The following is a 20031-nucleotide window of genomic DNA, read 5'->3' as shown; positions in this document are numbered from 1 at the left end:
TATTTGCATATAGAAAAAACTCCCCTTTCCAGGAGAGTTCAGAGCTCAGTATTTATGGATTTTGTGCTTCTGTCAGTTAAATGGACCATTTCACCAGCATCCCGGCATGGGTCAAGCCGCCGCCGAATCCGTACAGCAGCAGTTGGTCGCCCGCTTGGATGCGACCGTCTTTCACGCCTTCGGCAAGCGACAACGGAATCGAGCCGGCAGACGTATTGCCGTAATATTCGAGTGAATAGATGGTGTTGTCGAGCGATAGCCCGCTTCTTGTACAAATCGATTCGATGATCCGCAAATTGGCGCTGTGCGGCACGAACCAATCCACTTCGCCAGGCGTGACGCCTGCTTTCTCCATTAAAGCATTAACACCTTTTGGCACTGTATTGACCGCCCATTTGTATACTTCGCGGCCATTTTGCCAGACGACGTTGCGTGCAGCCAAGTCTTCGCCGAACATCTCGCCAGCCAAGTCTGTGCAATACAGGTTGTTCGCCAAGGCTCCGTTCGTTCCCATATGCGATTCGATAAAGCTCGGGTTGTCTGCGTCGTGTTCGACTAGCACTGCCCCGCCGCCATCGCCGAACAGGATGCACGTCGAGCGGTCGGTGTAATCGAGGATCTTCGAGAACGTTTCCGCGCCGATTACTAGGATTTTCTTATGCAATCCGGAAGTGATCAAGCCGTTCGCCATCTGCAGGCCGTAAGAAAAGCCGGCGCAGGCCGCGTTCAAATCGATCGCTCCGGCGTTCGGGATGTTCAGTTTCGCCTGGACCATTGCGGCCACGCTTGGCGTTTTGAAGTCAGGCGTCATCGTACAGGCAATGATCAAATCGACATCGTCGAACGATTTTCCGTAGCGCTCTGCCAAATCCTGTACTGCTTTTGTACTTATATCACTCGTAAATTCGTGTTCTCCCGCAATGCGGCGCTCTCTGATGCCGGTGCGCTGGAGGATCCACTCGTCATTTGTTTCAACCAATTGTTCCAGGTCCAAATTTGTTAGCCTCTTTTCGGGTACATACGATCCGATGGCTGTGATTCGTGCTGCTGATCTGCTCATTCATACACCCCTTTAGCTTACTCACCTCATTTTAGCACCTAACATTAGTATTAGGTACCAATAGTTTAGATGAATGGGTAAATACTTTTAATTGCATAATATTTTTAGTAGCTTTCCGATTCATAAGTCATGTACTGTCTAGGAAATAAGAAGCCTAATGCTACTGCAGCATCTTGTGGTAACTGTTTTCTCGGTATTCCCTCAGCTCTCTAGTTGTTTGGGAAAAAAGTAAAAGCTTCAAAAAGATAAGAAAAACGTTAAAAAATGAATAATAAATCTGATGATGAACAGAGCTGTTACAAAGAGTTTTCTTCAAGCGAACAGCTGGGACTCGCCCTTCAAAATCGATCTGTGGAATAATGGGCATAAGAGAATTTATTCGTTAGGAGGCGCTGGAATGAAACGAAACCGAATCGCAAAAAATGGTGAATTCCGCAGGCTCCTGAAGCAGGCGTTCGCCATCAACCAACGCCCGCTCCCTTGGGCCAAAGCATTGGCTGCCGGCATCAGTTCCGGGCTTCCTGTACTGATTGGGGTCTTATTGGGCCAGTTGCAATACGGGCTGATCGCAGGGCTCGGGGGCTTGGCATTTCTTTATATGTTCAATGAACCGTACGCGCTTCGATCGAAAAAAATCTTTTTCGCCGCGCTCGGCTTGGCATTTTCTGCAGGGCTCGGCGTGCTGTTGTTGCAACAACCAATTCTTGCGGCAGCCGCTGTCGGCCTAATCGGCGCGTTGGCGGTGTTCATCTTCGGCGCCTATCAATTCACAGGGCCGACCGCGATTTTTTTCGTTCTGGTGTTTTTGATCAACAATAATATGACAGACAATCCGGCGCTATTCCTATTGCATGGCTTTCTTGTGTTCCTGGGCGGCATGCTGTCCTGGCTGATGGCGATGTGGGCTTTTCCCTTCAAGCCCCATGCAGCAGAAGCAAAGGCCGTGAAACAGGGATACATGGCACTCACCGCTTTGGCTGAATCGGCCGGGTCCGCTGAGTTCTATGAAGTCCGCCAACATGCCTGGTCCACCTTGAAATCCGCCGAAACGGCTCTCAGCAATGCAAGCGCTAAATGGACGCGCTCGAACCGGCTCGTCCAGTTGACCTTATTGCATGCGCAAGCAACATCGGTTTATGCCGAAATCATCAAACGCGGCGACCGCTATTCAGCCGTATCGAAAGAAACCGTGGAGAATTTGCGGCTCATCGCTTCATCAGTCGAAGCGTCAGGCAAAAAATCCTTTGCCGCGGCACCGCGCCTGCAGACGGAAACAGGAGATGCCTTAACCGAAAGCACTCGAAAAGCTTATGACATTCTTACAGGCCAGCGCGATAAACGGACGCGTGATACAGAACTAAAAGCGGAACCGTTCAAGGCCGTCTTTGCCAATGCTTTCAATAAACATTCCATGGTATTTTTCGCCGCCATCCGCTTTGGTGTCGTCTTGGCGTTTGCGGCATTCGTTGCCCACTTCTTGCCGATCGCCCCATCGTATTGGGTGCCATTGTCGGCTGCCGCTGTCATGTCCGGCGCCACGATCCTGTCGACATTCAACCGCTCGCTTCAGCGGTCGGCTGGCACCATTGTCGGCATTGTAGTTGCCGCTGTCATTCTGTCCTTTCAACCGGATGGGCTGTTCATTGCGTTGATGATTTTTGCATTGACGGCGCTCACGGAGCTTGCGATTGTGCTGAATTATGCCGTTGCGGCATTCTTCATCACGCCGAACGCATTGATGATCGCGGAAAGCACGTCGCAGATCGGAGACCTTTCCTATTTCGCTTCCGCGCGCATTGTCGACGTCTTGATCGGTTCTGCTATCGGGCTGATTGGGGTCTTATTGATCGGCAGGCGCCGTGCGTCAACGTTGCTCCCTCCGCTCATGTCCAAAACTTTGCGAAGCCAGCAGCGCTTCATGAGCCTGCTGTTTTCACCCTATAGCCCAGACATCGAGGCACAACCGATCGAACAAAAGAAAATGCGCACCAACCTAAGCAATTTGAAGTTAGTACTCGACACAGCTCAAGGTGAATTGCCGCAGCGGCCACCAAATCTCGCCCTCTTGCAGCAGGTGTTTTTCGCTTCCGAACAGCTCGCCTTCCTGCTTGAGAACGCTGCGCAAAAAGACCGGCTTGCCTTATCTCCCGTTCAGCTCGGACAGCTCCATTTGTTTTTCGAAATGATGGCGAATGCGTTGGAAGGCAATTGGCCATTTGCGGAGCACGTGATTCCGGAAATCCCGGGATTCCCGGAAATCGAACAGGAACTCGCCGCCTTGCAGGAAACGGTTCGAATGAGCACACGCAAAATCGAATTACACGAACAAGACGAAACCTTGGAATAGGCTTCGTCTTTTTTTGCGCATGTAAACTTTAAGCAACTGATTGCGATGGTTAAACTTTTAGCTTTTTCTATTAAATAGATAAAGTCCCGCTGCTTTTTTGCAGCGGGACTTTTCATTATTGCACATCGTTTAACCTGTCATGTTGCTGTGCACGAGCTTGCTTCAAATCCGAAATGCCAATCAATGGGCAAATGATGAGGCCACCCACCATGATCCATGTCAGGGCCCAATTATTGCCCCCCGAAGAAATAAGTACGATCAAACAGTTGAAAGCAATGATGAAGCCCCGATACTTTTCGATTGCCGCTACATATGATTTGAACATATTTGCCTCATTCTCCTATCCTCAGTTTAACTTTTTATACCCCTAATGGAATGTCCGTGTGTTTCCGATAAACGCCAGTGCCGCTTTCCTGATAGACCCGTATAAAATCAACCTAAAACCGGCAAGTGTCCAGCTCCTCACTGGCATGCTCCGCTGTTTTCAATTGACGAAACGGAACTGCTGGCTCGAAATGAGCGGATAAGAGACGAGTTGTGCGCTGTCTAAATCTTCGGCGTGCAGATCGACCGCCGTAATCTGGCTATTGTCGTACGTTGTGTAATAGTAAATCCTCTTGTCCATATTGCAGCAGGAAGAATATAAAGTGTATTCGAATTTCCCGTCCTCTAGCGCATTGAGCCCCTTCGGCTGCGCCACCGATTTCAGGATATGGAAGAACTGCCCGACACTGTCAGCTTCACTGCTGCCGGATGCCGAGTTGAATTTGGCGAATGCGGCCCTGACAAAACGCGAAGTCGAGGACAAATCCCCCGGCAAGCCGATGCCGCCCATTCCAAGGCTGTATGGCTTGAGATCTAATTGTTTCGAAAAGCGATTTTCAGGGGCGGAAGCTGTCACCGATAAATACTGGTTCAAATTGAACAAATGGTAGCCGAATTCGGGATTATTCGCTAGCACGCCGGCTGGATTATCGTAAACTTTCAGCCCTTCTTTTACAGACTTCACGACAATCGACTGCTGCTGGTCGGAAATCATCCAGTGAAGCGGTGCGATTGGGAGGTGTTCACTGAAAGGAATATCCACCAAATTCAGTTTCGACAACAGCATTTTTGCTTCCTCGACCGTTTCACATTGGCCTAAAATCCATGGAATGAATTCAAAAGGCGCGATATTGTCTTTGTCCGGATCTTCTCGATGGAAATGAGCATTTCCCCGAAAATTCAACCCCGCCATGCTCAAGCCTTTTTCATTGGTGGCGTCGTAGTATAACGGATAATGGTCGATGACCGCTGCCATGCCGATCAAGGCGTAATGACTCATCATGTCCTGGGCTTTACGAAAGTAACAATGAAAATTCCGCGGTGTGATGGTCACCATTTCGGTATAGGAAACATCTAAATCGAGATTGCGGCCAAAATAATGATCTTTCGTTTCGAAACTGATCGCTGTACACATCACTGTCCGCCCCGCTTTCTGGTTTGTGGTATTATTCGCTACTCCCTTTATACCCAAAGTTTCATTGACCAAATATTCTCCCGTTTTCCCTTCAGAAACTTTCTTTCCTCGCCCCTTTTCAGTTGCTATACTGAAAAAACTTTGCCGTAGACACACTCGATTTACGGATGGTATCCTACTCAAGTACTTGCAGGACGGGGGAATTACAGGTGGAACAAGAACGATTCGACAATCTGAAATTAGGCGAGCGGGGCGCGATGCTCAGCATTGCTACCTATATTATTTTATCAGTTATTAAATTATGGATCGGCTATATAGCAGGATCAGAAGCTTTAAAAGCGGACGGCTTGAACAACGTCACCGATATCGTTGCATCAACGGCAGTTTTGATCGGCTTGAAATTATCCCAAAAGCCGGCAGACGCCAACCATCCTTACGGGCATTGGCGGGCAGAAACGGTAGCTTCCTTGGTGGCGTCGTTCATTATCGTCGCAGTCGGGTTGCAAGTTACCTACTCAGCCGTCGTGTCGGTTTTCCAAGGGACCAGCGAAACACCTGGGCTGCTTTCGGCCTGGACCGCAGGATTTTCTGCTATCGTGATGTATTTGGTATATCGATATAACAAAAAGCTAGCCGAGCGCATCAATAGCAAAGCCGTTGCAGCGGCAGCTAAAGACAATTTATCCGATGCCTGGGTAAGCATCGCCGCGGTCGTCGGAATCGTCGGCGCGCAGTTTTATCTGCCGTGGCTCGATCCGCTTGCGGCTCTTCTTGTCGGTGTATTGATCGTCAAAACCGGCTGGGGCATCTTTTGGGAAGCGACACACGAACTGACGGACGGCTTTGACGAGGAACTCATCAAATCGTTCAAAGAAACTGCACTCGCCACACAAGGCGTCACCGAAGTCCGCGAAATCCGCGCGAGAAATTACGGCAACCGGGCCGTAGTCGATGTCACCGTCTTGGTGCCGGGCGATTTGGACATCGCCGTCGCACACGACATCTCGACCAAAGTGGAAGTCAAACTCATGAAACGCTACGATATTTCGGCTGTCCATGTGCATGTGGAGCCACACTAAAAAAACCGGCAGCGCCGGTTTTTTTGTGTTCATCCTTTCTCTATATCATGTGCGGATTCTCTTTATCTGCGAGGTATGCATCAAAATCCTCTTTCCGAAAAACATGCAGGACGCATGCTTGCTTTTCCTTGTCCTCAAGCGCCTTATGTTCTTCCGGGAATTCAGTTTCCACATGCAGGCTAATGAAAGGCAATTTTTCCTGCGCTTTTTGAGAACGGATATTGACCGTTCTTGCCCCCGCGAAGACACGCGACAATCCCAACTCCCCAAAAGCAATTTTCAATATGGCGACTTTAGACGCTTCGTTTAACCCTTGTCCCCAATATTCCTGGCCAATCCACGTTCCGATATGGCAGGAATTCTTCGAGTAATCGATAAACATCAAGTCGGTTAAGCCGACCAATTGGTTTTGCTCCCCCAAAATCACACGCGGTACTCTCGTTCCTGACTTTTCTTCTTCCCTTACCAGCTGGCTGAAACGAATAGTATCTTCCAGGGTTCCATCCGGTAAACCTAAAGCATCTTTTACAGCCGGCATAGAAGAAAGCCTGAAAATTTCTTCGCAATAGGCGTCATCGTGCGGCACCAATCCTACGCTCCCCATTATTATTTCCCTCTCAAATTTTGAATAGCTTAACGTAAATACATGTTTAGCAAAACAATGATTCGCTATTCATTACGTTTCATCCTCACAAAATCGTACTGCCCCCCGTTTGTCGGCTGCACGAAAGATGCCACTTTTTTAAATCCAAGCTTTTCATATAAGTTTATGGCCCGCGTATTGAACGCCGCTACTGATAAAGTTATGTTCTTCGGGCGATACCTTGTTTCGGCAAACTGCAAGCCTGCTGCCAAGAATGCCGCACCGTTGCCTTTACCGGTCAACTCCGGTTTCATTCCAAGCCCGATATCCACCGTATCTTTATCAGATTGTTGAAAGCTGTAAAACCCGATGATTTCATTTTGGGAAAGAACCACAAAATATACGCCCTCGCGTTTTTCAGGATCCAAAAACTCCTCTAAGTCCTCCGGGTCTGCGTTCATGTCATAAAAGGAATACTCTCCTTGATAACGCCAGCTTGCTGCAATATCCTCCGCTTGCTCCTGCGTCATGGCTTGAAAAATATAGTCCATCCGCTATTCACCTCTTCATTCCCAAGGTCTTCATGTCGACCAGTAAATTTTCCCTTCACGCTCACCCAAACTGGTGAAACCCGCTTTTTCCAAAACCCTTGCCGAAGCCGCATTGTTGGGGTCGCAGCTCGCGATAATGCGCTCTACTCCCTCTAAGTTAAGCCCCCACTCAATAATTGCTTCGGCCATTTCCGTCGCATAACCATAGCCTTCATAAGCGGGAACGATGCTATAGCCCAATTCGATTTCTTTTGGATTGTCGGTGCTTCGCCGAAAGCCCATATCCCCGATGACGCACTGGTCTTGCTTATGGATAATGAGCCCTTCCCATTCGTTTTCCTCCGGGAAATGCCGGTAGCGCTGAATTTTATAAGGAAGAATTTCTTTATAGGTTTCACTTGGATACCCACTAGCTACGGAATAGCCTGTTGCTACTTCCAGCTCCTCCCTAGTCGAAGTCGCGGCTTGCATCATTTCTGTCGTGAAAGTCATCAACTCTAACCTATCTGTATAGAGATGGGGCATTTTTCATCCTCCTTCAGTTTTTGTAGTAAATCGTCTCTTTATTAATTATTATCATAACCTTTGAAAAATCCCTTCAACACAACTAAATTTTTCATACCTAAAACTTTTATACACTTTTTAACTAAAAAAGACATCCACGTGGAATGTCTTTTTCACTTAATATGTTCTTTCGCTTCAATATCTTTTACGATGTCTTCGAGCGTCAGGTTCTGAAGCACTTTTTCCATTGCCGACTGGGCGGCCATGAAGATCGGCTCGATGGTGTTTTGGATGTTTTTACCGACTACGCAATCGGGATGCGGCTTGTCGTGGATGCTGAATAATTCATTCTCCTCGACCACGTTCACTGCCTTGTAAATATCGAACAGCGTAATCTCCGATAACTCTCTCGAAAGTTTAGCGCCCGCCACCCCTGGCTGCACGTCGATCAATCCTGCTTTTTTCAACATTCCCATGATTTTTCTGATGACCGCTGCATTGGTGTTGACGCTGCCCGCGATGAATTCGGAAGATGAGGCGGTTTCTTTATTCAAATCAATTAACGCCAGTATATGGATTCCGACGGCAAATCGACTGCTGATTGACATGTTGAGCCCTCCATTGTGTATTTATGTTGAATTTCACATGATGTAATTGTTTCGGTTACAAGTAATTGTAACAAATTTCGAGACGAAAATATATTAAATCCAACCTGTTGACAAATTGGTTACAAGTGAATAAACTAAACATGTAATCAACACAGTTACAAGAACGAATGAACAGGAGGAATTATTGATGAAAATTTTGGTGACAGGAGCAACAGGAAAACTGGGCTCCAAAGTAGTGGCATCTTTATTGAAACAAGTGCCTGCTAGCGATCTTGCCGTAAGTGTCCGCAATCCCGAAAAGGCTGAAGACCTGCGCGCTCAAGGCGTCGACGTTCGCCACGGTGATTTCGATTCTCCGGAAACATTGGATCAAGCTTTTCAAGGAATCGACCGCTTGCTGATCATTTCAACCGACGGCGACAACGAAACGAGAATCCGCCAGCACGAGAATGCGGTTCACGCCGCTGAGCGCGCAGGCGTTAAATTTATCGCCTATACGAGCCTCGCCAATGCAACAGAAAGCCAAAACCTGATGGCCCCGCCGCACGTAGCGACAGAAGCCGCTATCATCAAAACGGGTATCCCTTATGTCTTCCTTCGCAATAATTGGTATTTGGAAAATGAACTGGGCAGCATTCAAGCTGTAGAAGCAGGCGCGCCTTGGGTCACTTCGGCTGGGGAAGGAAAAGTCGGCTGGGCTTTGCAGCAGGATTATGCCGACGCAGCAGTCGCCGTATTGACTGGCAGCGGCCACGAAAACAAAACTTACGAACTTTCTGGTCCCTTGTTAACACAGGAACAACTGGCTTCGGCACTTGGTGACGTACTGGATAAACCAGTTTCCGTGCAGCAAGTAAGCGACGCAGAATACGCAGAAGTGATGAAAGGTGCCGGCGTGCCCGACTTCGCCATCCCGATTGTCGTCGGCATCCAGGAAAGCATACGCAACGGTTCGCTCGAAGTCGCAAACAGCGATTTTGAACAAGTGCTCGGACGTCCGCTAACACCGATCCACGATGGCCTCGCACAGCTGGTTTCAAAATAAAAAACAATACAAAGAACGGAGCTGATCTTGTCGATCGGCTCCGTTTCTTTTTAGGTGCATAACTCACCTATAATTAAATCGATTATCCTAGTTTGACTTCTTTTGGGTTTTCAGCAAGAAAAAGGCGCTGCTTCCCATAAACCACCCACCTGCTACAGCAAGCGCAGTACCAACAGCCACCGCAAAAGTGGATAAGTATGTGGATATATACATACCTGCCATAAACATTATTAAGCCTGTGGAAAACATAATTATGGTTTTTGTCATTTCTTCCAGCTCCTTCAACAGTTTATCCACCGTTTCAGGGGAAAAGCAGCTCGATTTCGATTGCCAAGCTGCCCCATTCTTGTTCACGCGCTGGTGAATAGAGGGTGTGGATGGATTCAACGCGTTTTTCAATATTGTTATCCACAATTCCGAATTTCTCAGCAGGAATATCTTCAAAAATTTCCCGAAACGTCGGATATGTGCATAACTTTGTGATTTTCACCGTTAGTTTTTCGTCTTCGCCTGGCAGTTGCGTGAATTCTATTGTGTCTTCCTCTTTCAATTTTCGTCTCTTTGGATCGTATAGCCTGATTTCTACCGTTTTCTTTCCGGACTGGATTGCCCGGAAAGGTTCTTCGTAAAGTTTCATTTTGTGCTCCATCGATATCCTCCAAAGTCATCGTTAGTAGAAAAAAGTTCGAGAAATTTATTCTTTATTACCAAAGGCCAAGCGCTTTCCACCATAGGCCGCCTGCGCCAAACCAGACCACAATGTGGATAAGGGAAATGATGAACCCAAGGCTCCACCATTTCTTTTGGCTGACATAGCCGCTTCCGAAAAAGACGGGAGCCGGGCCAGCGCCGTAATGCGTCAAGCAACTGAACAAGTTCGAGAAGAACGCGAGGATCAGTGCTGACAATAGCGGCGGTGCACCTGAAGCGACAATGACCGACAAGAACGCCGCATACATCGCACTGACGTGGGCCGTGTTGCTGGCAAAGAAATAATGAGAGTAAAAATAGACGATCGCCAAAATGACCAAGGTCATCATCCACGACATTTGTCCAACGGCATTCCCCATCAAATCGCTAAACCAAGGAATCATGCCCAATTCGTTCAAATATGTCGCCATCATGACAAGTACAGAGAACCAGACGAGCGTATCCCAGGCACCTTGTTCTTTCTTGATATCCGACCAGGTCAACACGCCGCTGAGCAGCAGCACACAGAGTCCGACGAACGCACTGGTCGTCGCACTGATGCCGAAGTTTCCGCCAAAAATCCAGAGCGATAACAGCAGGACGAAGACGCCGATCATATAGCGTTCTTCTTTTTTCATCGGCCCCATTTCCTTCAATTTCTCTACCGCAATGGCAGAGGCTTCCGGTGTTTCCTTTAATTCAGGAGGGTACAATTTGTAAATGACAAAAGGAATGAGCGCTAAACTGATCAAGCCAGGCACTAATGCGGCAAGTGCCCAACCACCCCAGGTGATTGTTTCTCCTGTAATTTCTTGCGTAATCTGGACAGCGAGCGGGTTTGCGGCCATAGCCGTGACGAACATCGCCGAAGTGATCATATCTCCTTGGAAAGAGACCTTGACCAAAAATGCCCCGATGCGCCGCTCTGTGCCGTCTCCAACTCTCGAGTCGTACGTTTCAGAAAGCGAGCGAATGATCGGGAAAATGATTCCGCCGGCCCGTGCCGTATTTGATGGCATAGCTGGTGCCAAAATCAAATCACTCAGCAGCATCGAATACGACAAGCCGAGCGTTTTCTTGCCGAACAGCCGGACAAACAGGTAAGAAACCCGTGTCCCCAAGCCGGTTTTGATAAATCCGCGGGAAATGAAAAAAGCGATGACAATCAACCAAATGGTCGTATTTTGAAATCCGCTTAACGTTTGTTCCAAGGTGAGAATTTGGGTTAGCGCAATTATTGTCAGCGCAAGAATCGCCGTGCTTCCCATCGGTATCGGTTTGATCACCAATGCCACAATCGTAGCCACAAAGATACTGAACAAATGCCAGGCATCCGTTTCCAATCCAGAAGGTGCGGGAATGAACCAGATAGTCGCCCCAATGGCGACACAAATCAAGAGCAACTTCCAGTTCACTTCTCCTTGTTTTTGAGTATTCATCCTACTTCTCCTTTTTAAATACTGTATTTTATGCAAGGAGGATTATACGCCTTTCGGGCTGTTGAATGAATATATCCGCTCGGCTATTTTATGCGGATCAAGAACAGGAATACGCTTACTTTTACCCGGCAGTTGCCCTCAACCCCGGAACGGCGGGAACGGCATTTAACTGCTTTTGTGTTGTTGTAAATTTCGACTTTTTGTTCACAAAAAATTGTATGCGCTATCAATATGGACAGCCTGTTCTTACGATGATCCAGTGACACATAAATTCAAAATTTTCTCCATTCACCGTCTTAATTTTGTAGTTCACGAACGGCGTCTACGACAGTTACTTTTCACTCTTCATGATTTGATTTGCAAGAACTTCGACAGCTAAAGTTCCATCTACAAGTAAATCAGAATCCGGCTGAATAGTTTCAATCATGTTGAGATAAGCGCGTCTTCCGTGACTTGCATAATGATTCACTTGTGCCACTATTTCTTCTCCGGAACTATTTTGAAAGTCTCTACTAACCCGCCTGGCCAAGGCAAGATCGAGCGGTGTCTCAATGAAGACAGCCAGATCAATAAATTCTTTCATTTGCGTATGTTGATACGCAAACGGATAGTCTAAAAATATGTATTCCAACGGTTGCTTCAGCAATTCCACGAAATCAGCAACAAACGGCTCGAGATTCCACTCATGAGAATCGGCGCCGCGGTCGACCCACTCCAATACATCTTCCGGTCCATGCAAGTCATAATCATCAAAGAACAGCGCTTCGGCATTATTGATATGCTTGGCCAAATGAGTGACGAGCGCGGTTTTACCACCGCCTGAAACACCCGTAATTGCTATAATAATAGGCTTTTTCAATTCGTTCACCGGCTCTCTCTTATGGAACTATCAGTTTCCGATCTTTTTTTGTTCATTCTAGAGATAATGACAAATAACATAGCTATTAGATTGGCTAAAAACATAATAATTTAATAGATGTTTGCGTCGCCTTCCATTAGATAAGTGCCGTATCTTAGCGTGTTGAGCGCTAGGGCAATGACTAAAAATATATGAGTTTTTTTGTTCAACGAAACACTCCTCTTAAAATATATCCTTGCATCGGCTGTTTGAAGAAATCCATCGCCTACTTTTCCCATTCTTCTCGCAGCATCCCCATCTTGATGGCGTCGAAGTACTGCCCTTCTACCATTCGCGCTTTTCGGATGCGCGCCTCTTCTTTCATGCCAATCTTTTCGGCAACTTTCATCATTCTTTCATTGCCTGACCAGGTCGACATTCCAAGCCTGTGAAGGTCCGTCGATTCGAAAAGAAAATCAATCCATAAGGTATAAGCTTCTCGGCCATAACCGCCATTCCAGTAATCTTTATCGTAGATGACGATTCCTGTTTCGAGCCAATTGGTGTTTTCGTCCACCCAATACGCACCTACATAACCGATCACTTTTTCGCCTGCCCTAATCGTTAGGGAAGTCGGAACACCCGCAGCAATCGCCTCATCGTCGAGCCATTTTTCCCTGTGCTGTTCTTTGCTGATGTATTCTTCAGGAATATATGGCCCGTTCCACTTTTTTGCTTCCTGCTGTTTTTCTTCAAACCGCCAGAAATATAGTTCATCTAAGCTCTCTGCTGTATTTTCGATTAACTCAATTTTTCTCCCTTTAATATCAACCATTTTTTATAATCTACCTTTCTAAATCCACTTAACATTAAATTTGATCTCTCAACGTCGCTTACATAATAGTGCGGCTAGTATCTTCGACAAGTGAGTGCTATAAACTTTTGATTTCTGTATTGTTAAAACTCGTAATCGAAAGCCCAATTTAAAACTTCGTAAATGAATTTCATCCCTTTCTACTATATCCAATTTTTGTATACACATCCAATCAATTTACAGAATATTGTAGTATAATTAAGAGAATATTTTTAAGCAGCAATTAGAAGCTTGTCTAATGAAATGGAGGAAGAACATGACAAAGCAATGGATAGGCCAGTGTATAGATATTGGAGGAATCCAGCTTTACTTTGAAGAACTCGGTGAAAGCAAAGAGAGTCCTGTCATTGTTTTTGATTCAGGCAATGGATGGAGAACGAAAAGCTGGAACCCGATTAAGGCGGAGGTCTCTGCATTTTCCAGAATGCTCGTGTACAACCGGGCGGGTCTCGGAAAAAGCACCATCGACGACCGACCGCGCCATAGTCTGCAAAACGTTGAAAATTTACGGCTGCTGCTTCAAAAAGCGAACGCAAAACCGCCCTATATTTTAGTCGGCCATTCTTTCGGTGGCTTGAACGTCCGTTTATACGCCAGTCTATACCCTGAAGAAGTGGCAGGCGTGCTGCTCTTAGACGCTTGCCACGAAGATCAAAACAAATTGATGGCCCCGGCGCTGTCTCCCCCAAACCAGAAGCAGTATTTCAGGCAATTTGCGGTAGAAGGCACATTAGCAGACTTCGAAGAAAGCTTGGAGCAAGTACGGAAACACAAAACACTCGGCGATATGCCCTTGACTGTCGTTACCGGCGGCAACCAGCCTGTCCACACCCCTGAATCTTGGGCCCATTGGATGGATTTCCAGAAAGATTTAGCAGCTTTAAGTTCGAATAGCCGGCACGTCGTTCTTGAAAACGCAGGACACGCCGTTCACATCGATAACCCTCAAGCAGTCATTGAGGAAATTCACAAGATGCTTGAAACTTTGAAGCGCCCTGCCGAACCATTGCTAAAGGAGAAGTGAGAATTCATTGCTTACCTAGCTACGCGAAAAACACCTCTAAACAATGGGGTTCTTACTTGTGGGTGTAGTAACTCTAGTTGCTTTCATGATAATGAAAAATTTGAAATGAACAAAAGCGTATTCGGTAAATTCGAATACGCTTTTTTTGATACTTGTGGCTTTAACGAATAGAGCCCAAAAGAGATTTTTTACTTTACTTTCTACAAGGTACACCTTCATCTTATGCTCTTAGTTTAATTAAAGTTATAATGAAAGCAATTGATAAAAGTACGTATAGAGGTGGTATAACATGATGAATACCTTCCGCAGACATAAACTCCACGAAGTTGCAACCAAACCCAAAAATACGCTTCAGTTTAATGAGCAGACTGCACCTGAAGCATTGCAGGCAATCATCGACAATTTGTCGGCAATTCTCCGCGAAGCACGTTCCGAGCAGCGCGAAATCGTTTATTTGTGCATCGGGTCTGACCGGTATATCGGCGATTCCTTGGGGCCTCTCACCGGAAGCTTGATTGTGGAAAATGCCAAAATCGAGCGCGTATACGGGACATTGGAAGAGCCTATCCATGCGTTCAATTTAAAGCCTGCTTTAAAAGACATTCAAAAAACCTATCACCATCCGCTGATCATCTGCGTAGATGCGAGCCTTGGCGCGAAAGAACAAGTAGGCGATGTTCTGTTTGTAGACGCTCCGCTGATGCCCGGGAAAGCGCTGGAGAGAATGCTTCCAGAAACTGGCGACTATCATTTCCAGGGAATCGTGAATTATTTGGATCCCCTTCCGACTTCCCAGTTCCTGAACGACACTCGCCTCCACACCGTTATGAAGCTGTCCCGATTAATCGCTCGCGTCATCACCGAAAGCGAACAACAAGCAAGCCAATAAAAAAGATTCCGTCCCAGCCGGGCGGAATCTTTTTTTTAGTATGGAAGAAGCCTATAATTCGCTATGAGTTAAAAAGAATTATCTTTTCTACATTCAAAAATCAATGATCTACCTAAGTATTTGGAGAAGCGTTCGCTCGACTCCTGCGGGAGCAGCGAAGCGACGGGTTTGAGAGACCCCGCAGGAACGAAGTGACGAGGAGGCTCGATTCCCGCCCGCGGAAAGCGAGCGATAAGCTTCGGAAAATACGAGTTCTTAAAATTCCCTAAAGTTAAATGGCCCCGGTAATGAAAGCCACCGCAATAATGGATAAGCAGCAAAGGAACGCCCATTTGAATGCGAATTTCTGCATTTCCCCGAAATCCTTTCTGATCATTCCCACTACCAATAAGGTCGAAGCCACCAATGGGCTCAGGAAGTGGATCGGCTGCCCCAAGACGGAAGCACGTGCGATTTCAAGAGGACTCACGCCATACGCAGCGCCCGCTTCTGCCAAGATGGGCAACACGCCGAAATAATAAGCATCATTCGACAAAGCAAACGTAAACGGCATGCTCGTAATGGCGACGATCAATGGGTAATAAGAGCCGACAGACGCCGGAATGATCGAAATCAGCGAGTTGGAAATGGCATCGACCATTTGCGTGCCGGAGAAAATTCCGGAGAAGATACCGGCCGCAAAGACCAGTACGACGACCGTGATGGCATTGCCGGAATGCGCCAAAATGCGTTCTTTTTGCATTTGCAGGTCGGGATAGTTAATGGCAGCTGCCAACACGAAGCCGATCAGGAAACTGACGGCAGCGGGCAAGATCCCCGTTACCAAGACGCTCATGACGGCCAGTACCAATACGAGGTTGACCCAGATCAATTGCGGCTTTTTCAAATCTTCGTCCAAGGCATGGGTAGCGGCAACTTGAAGCATGCTTTCGGAATTAGCAGGAATGTTTTCCACTTTAATGATGCCGAGCCGTTCGCGTTCTTTTTTCCCCATCATGTACGCAATTCCCAAAATGCTCAGGATTCCTGCAAACATCGTTGGAAGAATCGGAATGAAAAATTCATTGGCATCCAAGCCTAACGCAGCGATAGCCCTTGTCGCCGGACCGCCCCACGGCGTCATGCCGCTGATGATACTGACGGACATAATGGAGATGGTCGCTAACACCAGCGGGTTCATGCCGAGGCGGATGTAAAGGGCAAGCATCGCTGAAATGGTGATCATATGCGTCGTCGTGCCATCGCCGTCCAATGACGCAATCATGGCGATGACCGCTGTCCCGATCGCAATTTTCACTGGATCCCCTTTCACCAGCTTCATGACTCGATTGATCAAAGGATCAAACAGCCCGGCATCGATCAAAATCCCGAAGAATAAAATCGCAAACAGTAACAAAGCTGCGGACGGGGCGACTTGTTTAAGCCCGTCCATCATCATCGTCCCTAAACCTGACCAAAAGCCGCCGATGACTGCAAAGACGATCGGCACCACCACCAACGCGGAGACCGGCGACATTTTTTTCGCCATGATCAAATACGTAAATACAATTACCATTGAAACCCCTAATAGTGTAAGAATATAAATTCCCCCTCTAAATGTATTCGCTTACATAACAATTAAATTTCCCACCCCTTGGCAAATTAGCGATACGAATTAGTTTTAAGAATATTCTATTACTTAAAATAAGTAAAATAGAGAGAATTTATAATAAAGACACAAAAAAACTTATAACCTAAACTTCGGACAGAAGCGACGGGTGGTTTTTCAAGAATTCCACAAACTTCTGGACGGTCGACAGCTTCAAAAATTCCTGGTTGTACATCAGCCACGTATCCCGCATAACCGGTTCCCCGTCTTTATAGAACAACGGGTATTTATGGATCTCGTCGGAAGGGCGCAGGCAAATTTCCGGAAGGATGGCGATTCCTAAGTCGTTCTTGACCATTTCCTTGCACGTCTCCTGCCGGTCAGTCTCCATCGTAATGATCGGCGGCTCGTTGTATTGATCGTGCCACCATTTATTGATGATGTCTTTCAAGGAGCTGTCGGTTTTGTAATTGATAAACGGCAATTCAGGCACTTCTTCCATATTCACTTCATTTTTTGAGATTAAAAACAGTTGTTCCGTATGCAACAGCGATTTTGACCCGGTCCAGTTATAGTCGCCGCGCAAAATCCCCAAATGGACTTCCGATGAATTGAGCAATCCCATAACGTCCGCACTCCATCCCGTGTTCACGCTGAACTGCACTTTCGGATGGGCCGTGATGAATTCCTTCAATAAGGCAGGCAATTTATACTGCGCGAAATTGCTCGATACCCCGAGCCTCAGGATCCCTTGGACTTCTTGGTTCATATTCTGGATATAATCTTTGGCGTTTTGCAATTTCGTAATCATTTCATCCGCGTATTGGGCGAGATAGACTCCCTCTGCCGTCAGCTCGATGCCTTTTTTGGTTTTGAAGAAAAGCTTTGTCCCCATATCTTTCTCCAGATTCTTTAAGCGATACGTCAAAGCCGGCTGCGAAATATACAAGCGTTCCGAAGCGCGGCTGATGTTTTTCTCTTCATGCAACACTTGCATGGCTTCCCAATCTTTCTCATCCATTCTGTCCACTCCGATCAGGTTATAAGTTTTTTTTAGAACAACACCTTAATAATATCTATTTCACTTATGACTAAAAATACCATAAGCTTTTTTCATAAGCAATCGAACTTACGAAAGGTGGCTGCAGCATGAAAGTACCAATATCAGTAATGCGTGGAGGAACCAGCAAAGGGATTTTTATTAATTTTGAGGATATGCCCGTAGACCGAACTTTGTGGGATGGTTTTCTGTTGGATATCATGGGAAGCCCGGATCAACGGCAAATTGACGGTTTGGGAGGCGGCAATTCATTGACGAGCAAAGCCGCCATCATCAAAAAGTCAGCGATTCCAGGCATCGATGTGGAGTATACGTTTGCGCAAGTGAGCATCGAAAATCAATTGGTCGATTTCCGCGGCAATTGCGGCAATATTTCTTCCGCAGTCGGCCCTTATGCTATCGAGCAAGGGCTCGTTCCGGCAGTAGAGCCGATGACGAGCGTCAAAATCTTCAATACCAATACACAAAAAGTGATCATCGCCGAAGTGGAAGTCGAACACGGGCAAGTGAAAACGGAAGGTGAATGTGAAATTCCAGGCGTCCCGGGCACCGGCTCGCCCATCTATTTATCTTTCACCGACGCGCAAGGCGCCGTCACGGGCAAGCTCTTCCCGACTGGCCATCCAGTCGATCACATCAAGACCGCTTTCGGCACGGTTGCCGTCTCGATTATCGATGTGGCCAATCCCTTGGTGTTCGTCAAAGCGCAGGATGTGGGATTGACCGGCTCTGAACTGCCTGCCGATTTCACTCCGCAAATGCTCGGGCAGCTGGAGGAAATCCGGGCAGCTGCGGCAGAATTATGTGGATTCTGTTCGAAAGAAGAAGCAACAATCAAATCCCCCGCAGTGCCAAAGTTGACGCTCGTAGCCCCGCCTGCCGCTTACTCGGACGTCAACGGCATTCGGCGGGAAGCCGATACTATGGATTGCCGAATCCGGATGATGTCCATGCAAAAACCGCATCAGGCATTGGCCATAACCGGCGCTATCTGCACCACAGCAGGCGCGTTCTTGCCCGATACGATCCTAAATGACTTGATCCGGATCGATGCCAATATCGTCCGTCTTGGCCATCCATCCGGAATCATCGAAACGAAAGTGGACCTCATTGCCGGGCACATCAGCAATATCAAGGTCGTCCGAACCGCCCGCCTCATCTTGGAAGGCTATGTCCATACTAAAGGCAGCTACCTTCACACGGTGTCTGCAGTTTAAACTGCCCATCGAAAAAAGCGTACACAATCACTTTGTGTACGCCTTTTTCAATATTTGGAGCAGAACTCTCATTCAAGCTCGAGGAGTGAAATCACGGCATGCAGTTCGCGCCATACAGCCGTTGAAGGCATCCATTCGTTTGCCATGGACTTGCCGCAGTTGAAAACCGGGTACGTCGCCGACATTGAATCGGCGTTGAATAAAATCGGCTATAGATTGGAAACATAAAAGGAAGCGAAAAGCTCCAGGGCTTTTCGCTTCCTTTTGTTATAACTAAGATGAAAACAATCACCTAATGTCAGCGTCTGTCATTTCTTAAAAATCGAAGTTGTCCGGGTCGGGGCCCACGCGGCGGTCTTCGTTCAATGCGGAAATCCGCCCCATGTCTTCCTCCGCCAATTCGAAATCGAACACTTGCGAGTTTTCCACGATGCGCCGTTCATTGGTCGACTTCGGAATGGCCACTACGCCGTTTTGCAGGTTCCAGCGCAAAATGATTTGGGCGACCGATTTATCGTATTTTGCGGCGATTTCTTTCAGCTCCGGCTGTTCGAGCGCTTCGCCTGCCATGAGCGGCGACCAGGACTCCACCTGGATGCCGTTGTCGCGGCAGAACGCGAGCAACTTCTCTTGCGTCAGGCGCGGATGGTACTCGATTTGGTTGACGACCGGCTTGATGTCCGCGTCTTTCATCAGGTCTTCCAGATGATGGATCTGGAAATTGCTGACGCCGATCGCTATGACCTGGCCGTCCATATAGAGATGCTCGAGCGCTTTCCATGCCTCTTTGTATTTGCCATCAACGGGCCAGTGGAGCAAGTACAGGTCCAGATACTCCAGCCCCAATTTCTTCAGGCTCGTCCCGTAAGCTTGGATGCCGGACGTGTAGCCGAAATCGTCGTTCCATAGTTTTGAAGTGATGAACAAGTCTTCCCTCGAGATCCCCGCCGCTTTCATTCCCTGGCGGATCCCTTCCCCGACGCTTTCCTCGTTTCCATAAATGGCGGCGGTATCGATGCTGCGATAGCCGTTGACGATTGCCGTTTTGACGGCTTCGGCCGCTTCAGGGCCGTTTTCTACACGGAATACGCCGAGGCCGAGCCAGGGCATTTCACTTCCGTTATTTAACGTGACAGTCGCTTGCAAGTTTTTCATGAATGGTAATCCTCCTGTTTC

General features: G+C 47.4%; 21 protein-coding genes. 6 read left to right on the top strand and 15 right to left on the bottom strand.

Going from position 1 to position 20031, the window contains the following annotated elements; genetic code table 11:
- Positions 1 to 76: 76 nt before the first annotated feature.
- Positions 77 to 1060 (bottom strand): ketoacyl-ACP synthase III, encoded by a 984-nt coding sequence (locus DP119_RS00295; protein ID WP_112229819.1) that lies wholly within the window; start codon positions 1058 to 1060, stop codon positions 77 to 79.
- A gap of 397 nt (positions 1061 to 1457) precedes the next feature.
- Between DP119_RS00295 and DP119_RS00290 the strand changes: the two genes are divergently transcribed.
- Complete coding sequence (locus DP119_RS00290; protein ID WP_167399167.1) at positions 1458 to 3407, top strand: FUSC family protein; 1950 nt, start codon at positions 1458 to 1460, stop codon at positions 3405 to 3407.
- 115 nt (positions 3408 to 3522) lie between these two features.
- Here DP119_RS00290 and DP119_RS00285 read toward each other — a convergent pair whose 3' ends face one another.
- Complete coding sequence (locus DP119_RS00285; protein ID WP_112229815.1) at positions 3523 to 3732, bottom strand: hypothetical protein; 210 nt, start codon at positions 3730 to 3732, stop codon at positions 3523 to 3525.
- A gap of 159 nt (positions 3733 to 3891) precedes the next feature.
- Positions 3892 to 4866, bottom strand: coding sequence for a choloylglycine hydrolase (bsh, locus tag DP119_RS00280; RefSeq protein WP_112229813.1), 975 nt, complete (start codon positions 4864 to 4866; stop codon positions 3892 to 3894).
- A 209-nt stretch (positions 4867 to 5075) separates the two neighbouring features.
- Between bsh and DP119_RS00275 the strand changes: the two genes are divergently transcribed.
- Positions 5076 to 5945, top strand: a complete 870-nt coding sequence (locus DP119_RS00275) for a cation diffusion facilitator family transporter (RefSeq protein WP_112229811.1) — start codon at positions 5076 to 5078, stop codon at positions 5943 to 5945.
- 40 nt (positions 5946 to 5985) lie between these two features.
- Here DP119_RS00275 and DP119_RS00270 read toward each other — a convergent pair whose 3' ends face one another.
- From DP119_RS00270 to DP119_RS00255, 4 genes are all read right to left on the bottom strand, one after another.
- Positions 5986 to 6549 carry a GNAT family N-acetyltransferase gene (locus DP119_RS00270; RefSeq protein ID WP_112229809.1) on the bottom strand — a complete coding sequence of 188 codons (564 nt, stop codon included), beginning with the start codon at positions 6547 to 6549 and terminating at the stop codon, positions 5986 to 5988.
- 65 nt (positions 6550 to 6614) lie between these two features.
- Positions 6615 to 7079, bottom strand: a complete 465-nt coding sequence (locus tag DP119_RS00265) for a GNAT family N-acetyltransferase (protein WP_112229807.1) — start codon at positions 7077 to 7079, stop codon at positions 6615 to 6617.
- Between the two features lie 30 nt (positions 7080 to 7109).
- Entirely contained in the window at positions 7110 to 7604 is a 495-nt protein-coding gene (locus tag DP119_RS00260) for a GNAT family N-acetyltransferase (protein ID WP_112229805.1), read from the bottom strand.
- Positions 7605 to 7756: 152 nt separating this feature from the next.
- Positions 7757 to 8191, bottom strand: a complete 435-nt coding sequence (locus DP119_RS00255) for an Rrf2 family transcriptional regulator (RefSeq protein ID WP_112229803.1) — start codon at positions 8189 to 8191, stop codon at positions 7757 to 7759.
- A 187-nt stretch (positions 8192 to 8378) separates the two neighbouring features.
- On the opposite strand from DP119_RS00255, the gene DP119_RS00250 reads away from it, so the two are divergent.
- Positions 8379 to 9236 carry an SDR family oxidoreductase gene (locus DP119_RS00250; RefSeq protein ID WP_112229801.1) on the top strand — a complete coding sequence of 286 codons (858 nt, stop codon included), beginning with the start codon at positions 8379 to 8381 and terminating at the stop codon, positions 9234 to 9236.
- Positions 9237 to 9323: 87 nt separating this feature from the next.
- Here DP119_RS00250 and DP119_RS00245 read toward each other — a convergent pair whose 3' ends face one another.
- From DP119_RS00245 to DP119_RS00220, 5 genes are all read right to left on the bottom strand, one after another.
- The gene (locus DP119_RS00245) at positions 9324 to 9503 is read right to left on the bottom strand and encodes a hypothetical protein (RefSeq protein WP_112229800.1); all 180 of its coding nucleotides are present in this window, start codon (positions 9501 to 9503) and stop codon (positions 9324 to 9326) included.
- Between the two features lie 34 nt (positions 9504 to 9537).
- On the bottom strand, positions 9538 to 9885 hold the full coding sequence (locus DP119_RS00240) for an ASCH domain-containing protein (protein WP_112229798.1): 348 nt from the start codon (positions 9883 to 9885) through the stop codon (positions 9538 to 9540).
- A 55-nt stretch (positions 9886 to 9940) separates the two neighbouring features.
- Entirely contained in the window at positions 9941 to 11365 is a 1425-nt protein-coding gene (locus DP119_RS00235; RefSeq protein WP_112229796.1) for an anion permease, read from the bottom strand.
- 331 nt (positions 11366 to 11696) lie between these two features.
- The gene (locus DP119_RS00225) at positions 11697 to 12233 is read right to left on the bottom strand and encodes a nucleoside/nucleotide kinase family protein (protein ID WP_112229793.1); all 537 of its coding nucleotides are present in this window, start codon (positions 12231 to 12233) and stop codon (positions 11697 to 11699) included.
- A gap of 256 nt (positions 12234 to 12489) precedes the next feature.
- Positions 12490 to 13038: a GNAT family N-acetyltransferase gene (locus DP119_RS00220; protein WP_112229791.1), complete on the bottom strand. Its 549-nt coding sequence runs from the start codon at positions 13036 to 13038 to the stop codon at positions 12490 to 12492.
- Positions 13039 to 13333: 295 nt separating this feature from the next.
- Between DP119_RS00220 and DP119_RS00215 the strand changes: the two genes are divergently transcribed.
- Together DP119_RS00215 and yyaC are read left to right on the top strand one after the other, a co-directional pair.
- Positions 13334 to 14101 carry an alpha/beta fold hydrolase gene (locus tag DP119_RS00215; protein ID WP_112229789.1) on the top strand — a complete coding sequence of 256 codons (768 nt, stop codon included), beginning with the start codon at positions 13334 to 13336 and terminating at the stop codon, positions 14099 to 14101.
- A 289-nt stretch (positions 14102 to 14390) separates the two neighbouring features.
- The gene (yyaC, locus tag DP119_RS00205) at positions 14391 to 14990 is read left to right on the top strand and encodes a spore protease YyaC (protein WP_240616344.1); all 600 of its coding nucleotides are present in this window, start codon (positions 14391 to 14393) and stop codon (positions 14988 to 14990) included.
- Between the two features lie 271 nt (positions 14991 to 15261).
- Here yyaC and DP119_RS00200 read toward each other — a convergent pair whose 3' ends face one another.
- The gene (locus tag DP119_RS00200) at positions 15262 to 16569 is read right to left on the bottom strand and encodes a CitMHS family transporter (RefSeq protein ID WP_058382540.1); all 1308 of its coding nucleotides are present in this window, start codon (positions 16567 to 16569) and stop codon (positions 15262 to 15264) included.
- A 154-nt stretch (positions 16570 to 16723) separates the two neighbouring features.
- Positions 16724 to 17599, bottom strand: coding sequence for a LysR family transcriptional regulator (locus DP119_RS00195; RefSeq protein ID WP_112229785.1), 876 nt, complete (start codon positions 17597 to 17599; stop codon positions 16724 to 16726).
- Positions 17600 to 17727: 128 nt separating this feature from the next.
- Between DP119_RS00195 and DP119_RS00190 the strand changes: the two genes are divergently transcribed.
- On the top strand, positions 17728 to 18855 hold the full coding sequence (locus DP119_RS00190) for a 2-methylaconitate cis-trans isomerase PrpF family protein (protein ID WP_112229783.1): 1128 nt from the start codon (positions 17728 to 17730) through the stop codon (positions 18853 to 18855).
- A gap of 315 nt (positions 18856 to 19170) precedes the next feature.
- Here the strand turns inward: DP119_RS00190 and DP119_RS00185 are convergent, their stop codons facing one another.
- The gene (locus tag DP119_RS00185; protein WP_167399166.1) at positions 19171 to 20010 is read right to left on the bottom strand and encodes an aldo/keto reductase; all 840 of its coding nucleotides are present in this window, start codon (positions 20008 to 20010) and stop codon (positions 19171 to 19173) included.
- Between the last annotated feature and the right edge of the window lie 21 nt (positions 20011 to 20031).

Origin of the sequence: Planococcus maitriensis (assembly GCF_003289925.1) — a bacterium.
GTDB classification, from domain to species: Bacteria; Bacillota; Bacilli; order Bacillales_A; family Planococcaceae; genus Planococcus; species Planococcus maitriensis.
The sequence above is the reverse complement of the archived record's forward strand: the minus strand, read 5'-3'. Positions and strand labels throughout refer to the sequence as shown.

What these genes read in the sequence shown, in the direction of transcription:
- DP119_RS00295 (WP_112229819.1), bottom strand. Translation starts at nt 1,060, where the DNA reads ATGAGCAGATCAGCAGCACGAATCACAGCCATCGGATCGTATGTACCC.
- DP119_RS00290 (WP_167399167.1), top strand. Translation starts at nt 1,458, where the DNA reads ATGAAACGAAACCGAATCGCAAAAAATGGTGAATTCCGCAGGCTCCTG.
- DP119_RS00285 (WP_112229815.1), bottom strand. Translation starts at nt 3,732, where the DNA reads ATGTTCAAATCATATGTAGCGGCAATCGAAAAGTATCGGGGCTTCATC.
- bsh (WP_112229813.1), bottom strand. Translation starts at nt 4,866, where the DNA reads ATGTGTACAGCGATCAGTTTCGAAACGAAAGATCATTATTTTGGCCGC.
- DP119_RS00270 (WP_112229809.1), bottom strand. Translation starts at nt 6,549, where the DNA reads ATGGGGAGCGTAGGATTGGTGCCGCACGATGACGCCTATTGCGAAGAA.
- DP119_RS00265 (WP_112229807.1), bottom strand. Translation starts at nt 7,079, where the DNA reads ATGGACTATATTTTTCAAGCCATGACGCAGGAGCAAGCGGAGGATATT.
- DP119_RS00260 (WP_112229805.1), bottom strand. Translation starts at nt 7,604, where the DNA reads ATGCCCCATCTCTATACAGATAGGTTAGAGTTGATGACTTTCACGACA.
- DP119_RS00255 (WP_112229803.1), bottom strand. Translation starts at nt 8,191, where the DNA reads ATGTCAATCAGCAGTCGATTTGCCGTCGGAATCCATATACTGGCGTTA.
- DP119_RS00250 (WP_112229801.1), top strand. Translation starts at nt 8,379, where the DNA reads ATGAAAATTTTGGTGACAGGAGCAACAGGAAAACTGGGCTCCAAAGTA.
- DP119_RS00245 (WP_112229800.1), bottom strand. Translation starts at nt 9,503, where the DNA reads ATGACAAAAACCATAATTATGTTTTCCACAGGCTTAATAATGTTTATG.
- DP119_RS00240 (WP_112229798.1), bottom strand. Translation starts at nt 9,885, where the DNA reads ATGGAGCACAAAATGAAACTTTACGAAGAACCTTTCCGGGCAATCCAG.
- DP119_RS00235 (WP_112229796.1), bottom strand. Translation starts at nt 11,365, where the DNA reads ATGAATACTCAAAAACAAGGAGAAGTGAACTGGAAGTTGCTCTTGATT.
- DP119_RS00220 (WP_112229791.1), bottom strand. Translation starts at nt 13,038, where the DNA reads ATGGTTGATATTAAAGGGAGAAAAATTGAGTTAATCGAAAATACAGCA.
- DP119_RS00215 (WP_112229789.1), top strand. Translation starts at nt 13,334, where the DNA reads ATGACAAAGCAATGGATAGGCCAGTGTATAGATATTGGAGGAATCCAG.
- yyaC (WP_240616344.1), top strand. Translation starts at nt 14,391, where the DNA reads ATGATGAATACCTTCCGCAGACATAAACTCCACGAAGTTGCAACCAAA.
- DP119_RS00195 (WP_112229785.1), bottom strand. Translation starts at nt 17,599, where the DNA reads ATGGATGAGAAAGATTGGGAAGCCATGCAAGTGTTGCATGAAGAGAAA.
- DP119_RS00190 (WP_112229783.1), top strand. Translation starts at nt 17,728, where the DNA reads ATGAAAGTACCAATATCAGTAATGCGTGGAGGAACCAGCAAAGGGATT.
- DP119_RS00185 (WP_167399166.1), bottom strand. Translation starts at nt 20,010, where the DNA reads ATGAAAAACTTGCAAGCGACTGTCACGTTAAATAACGGAAGTGAAATG.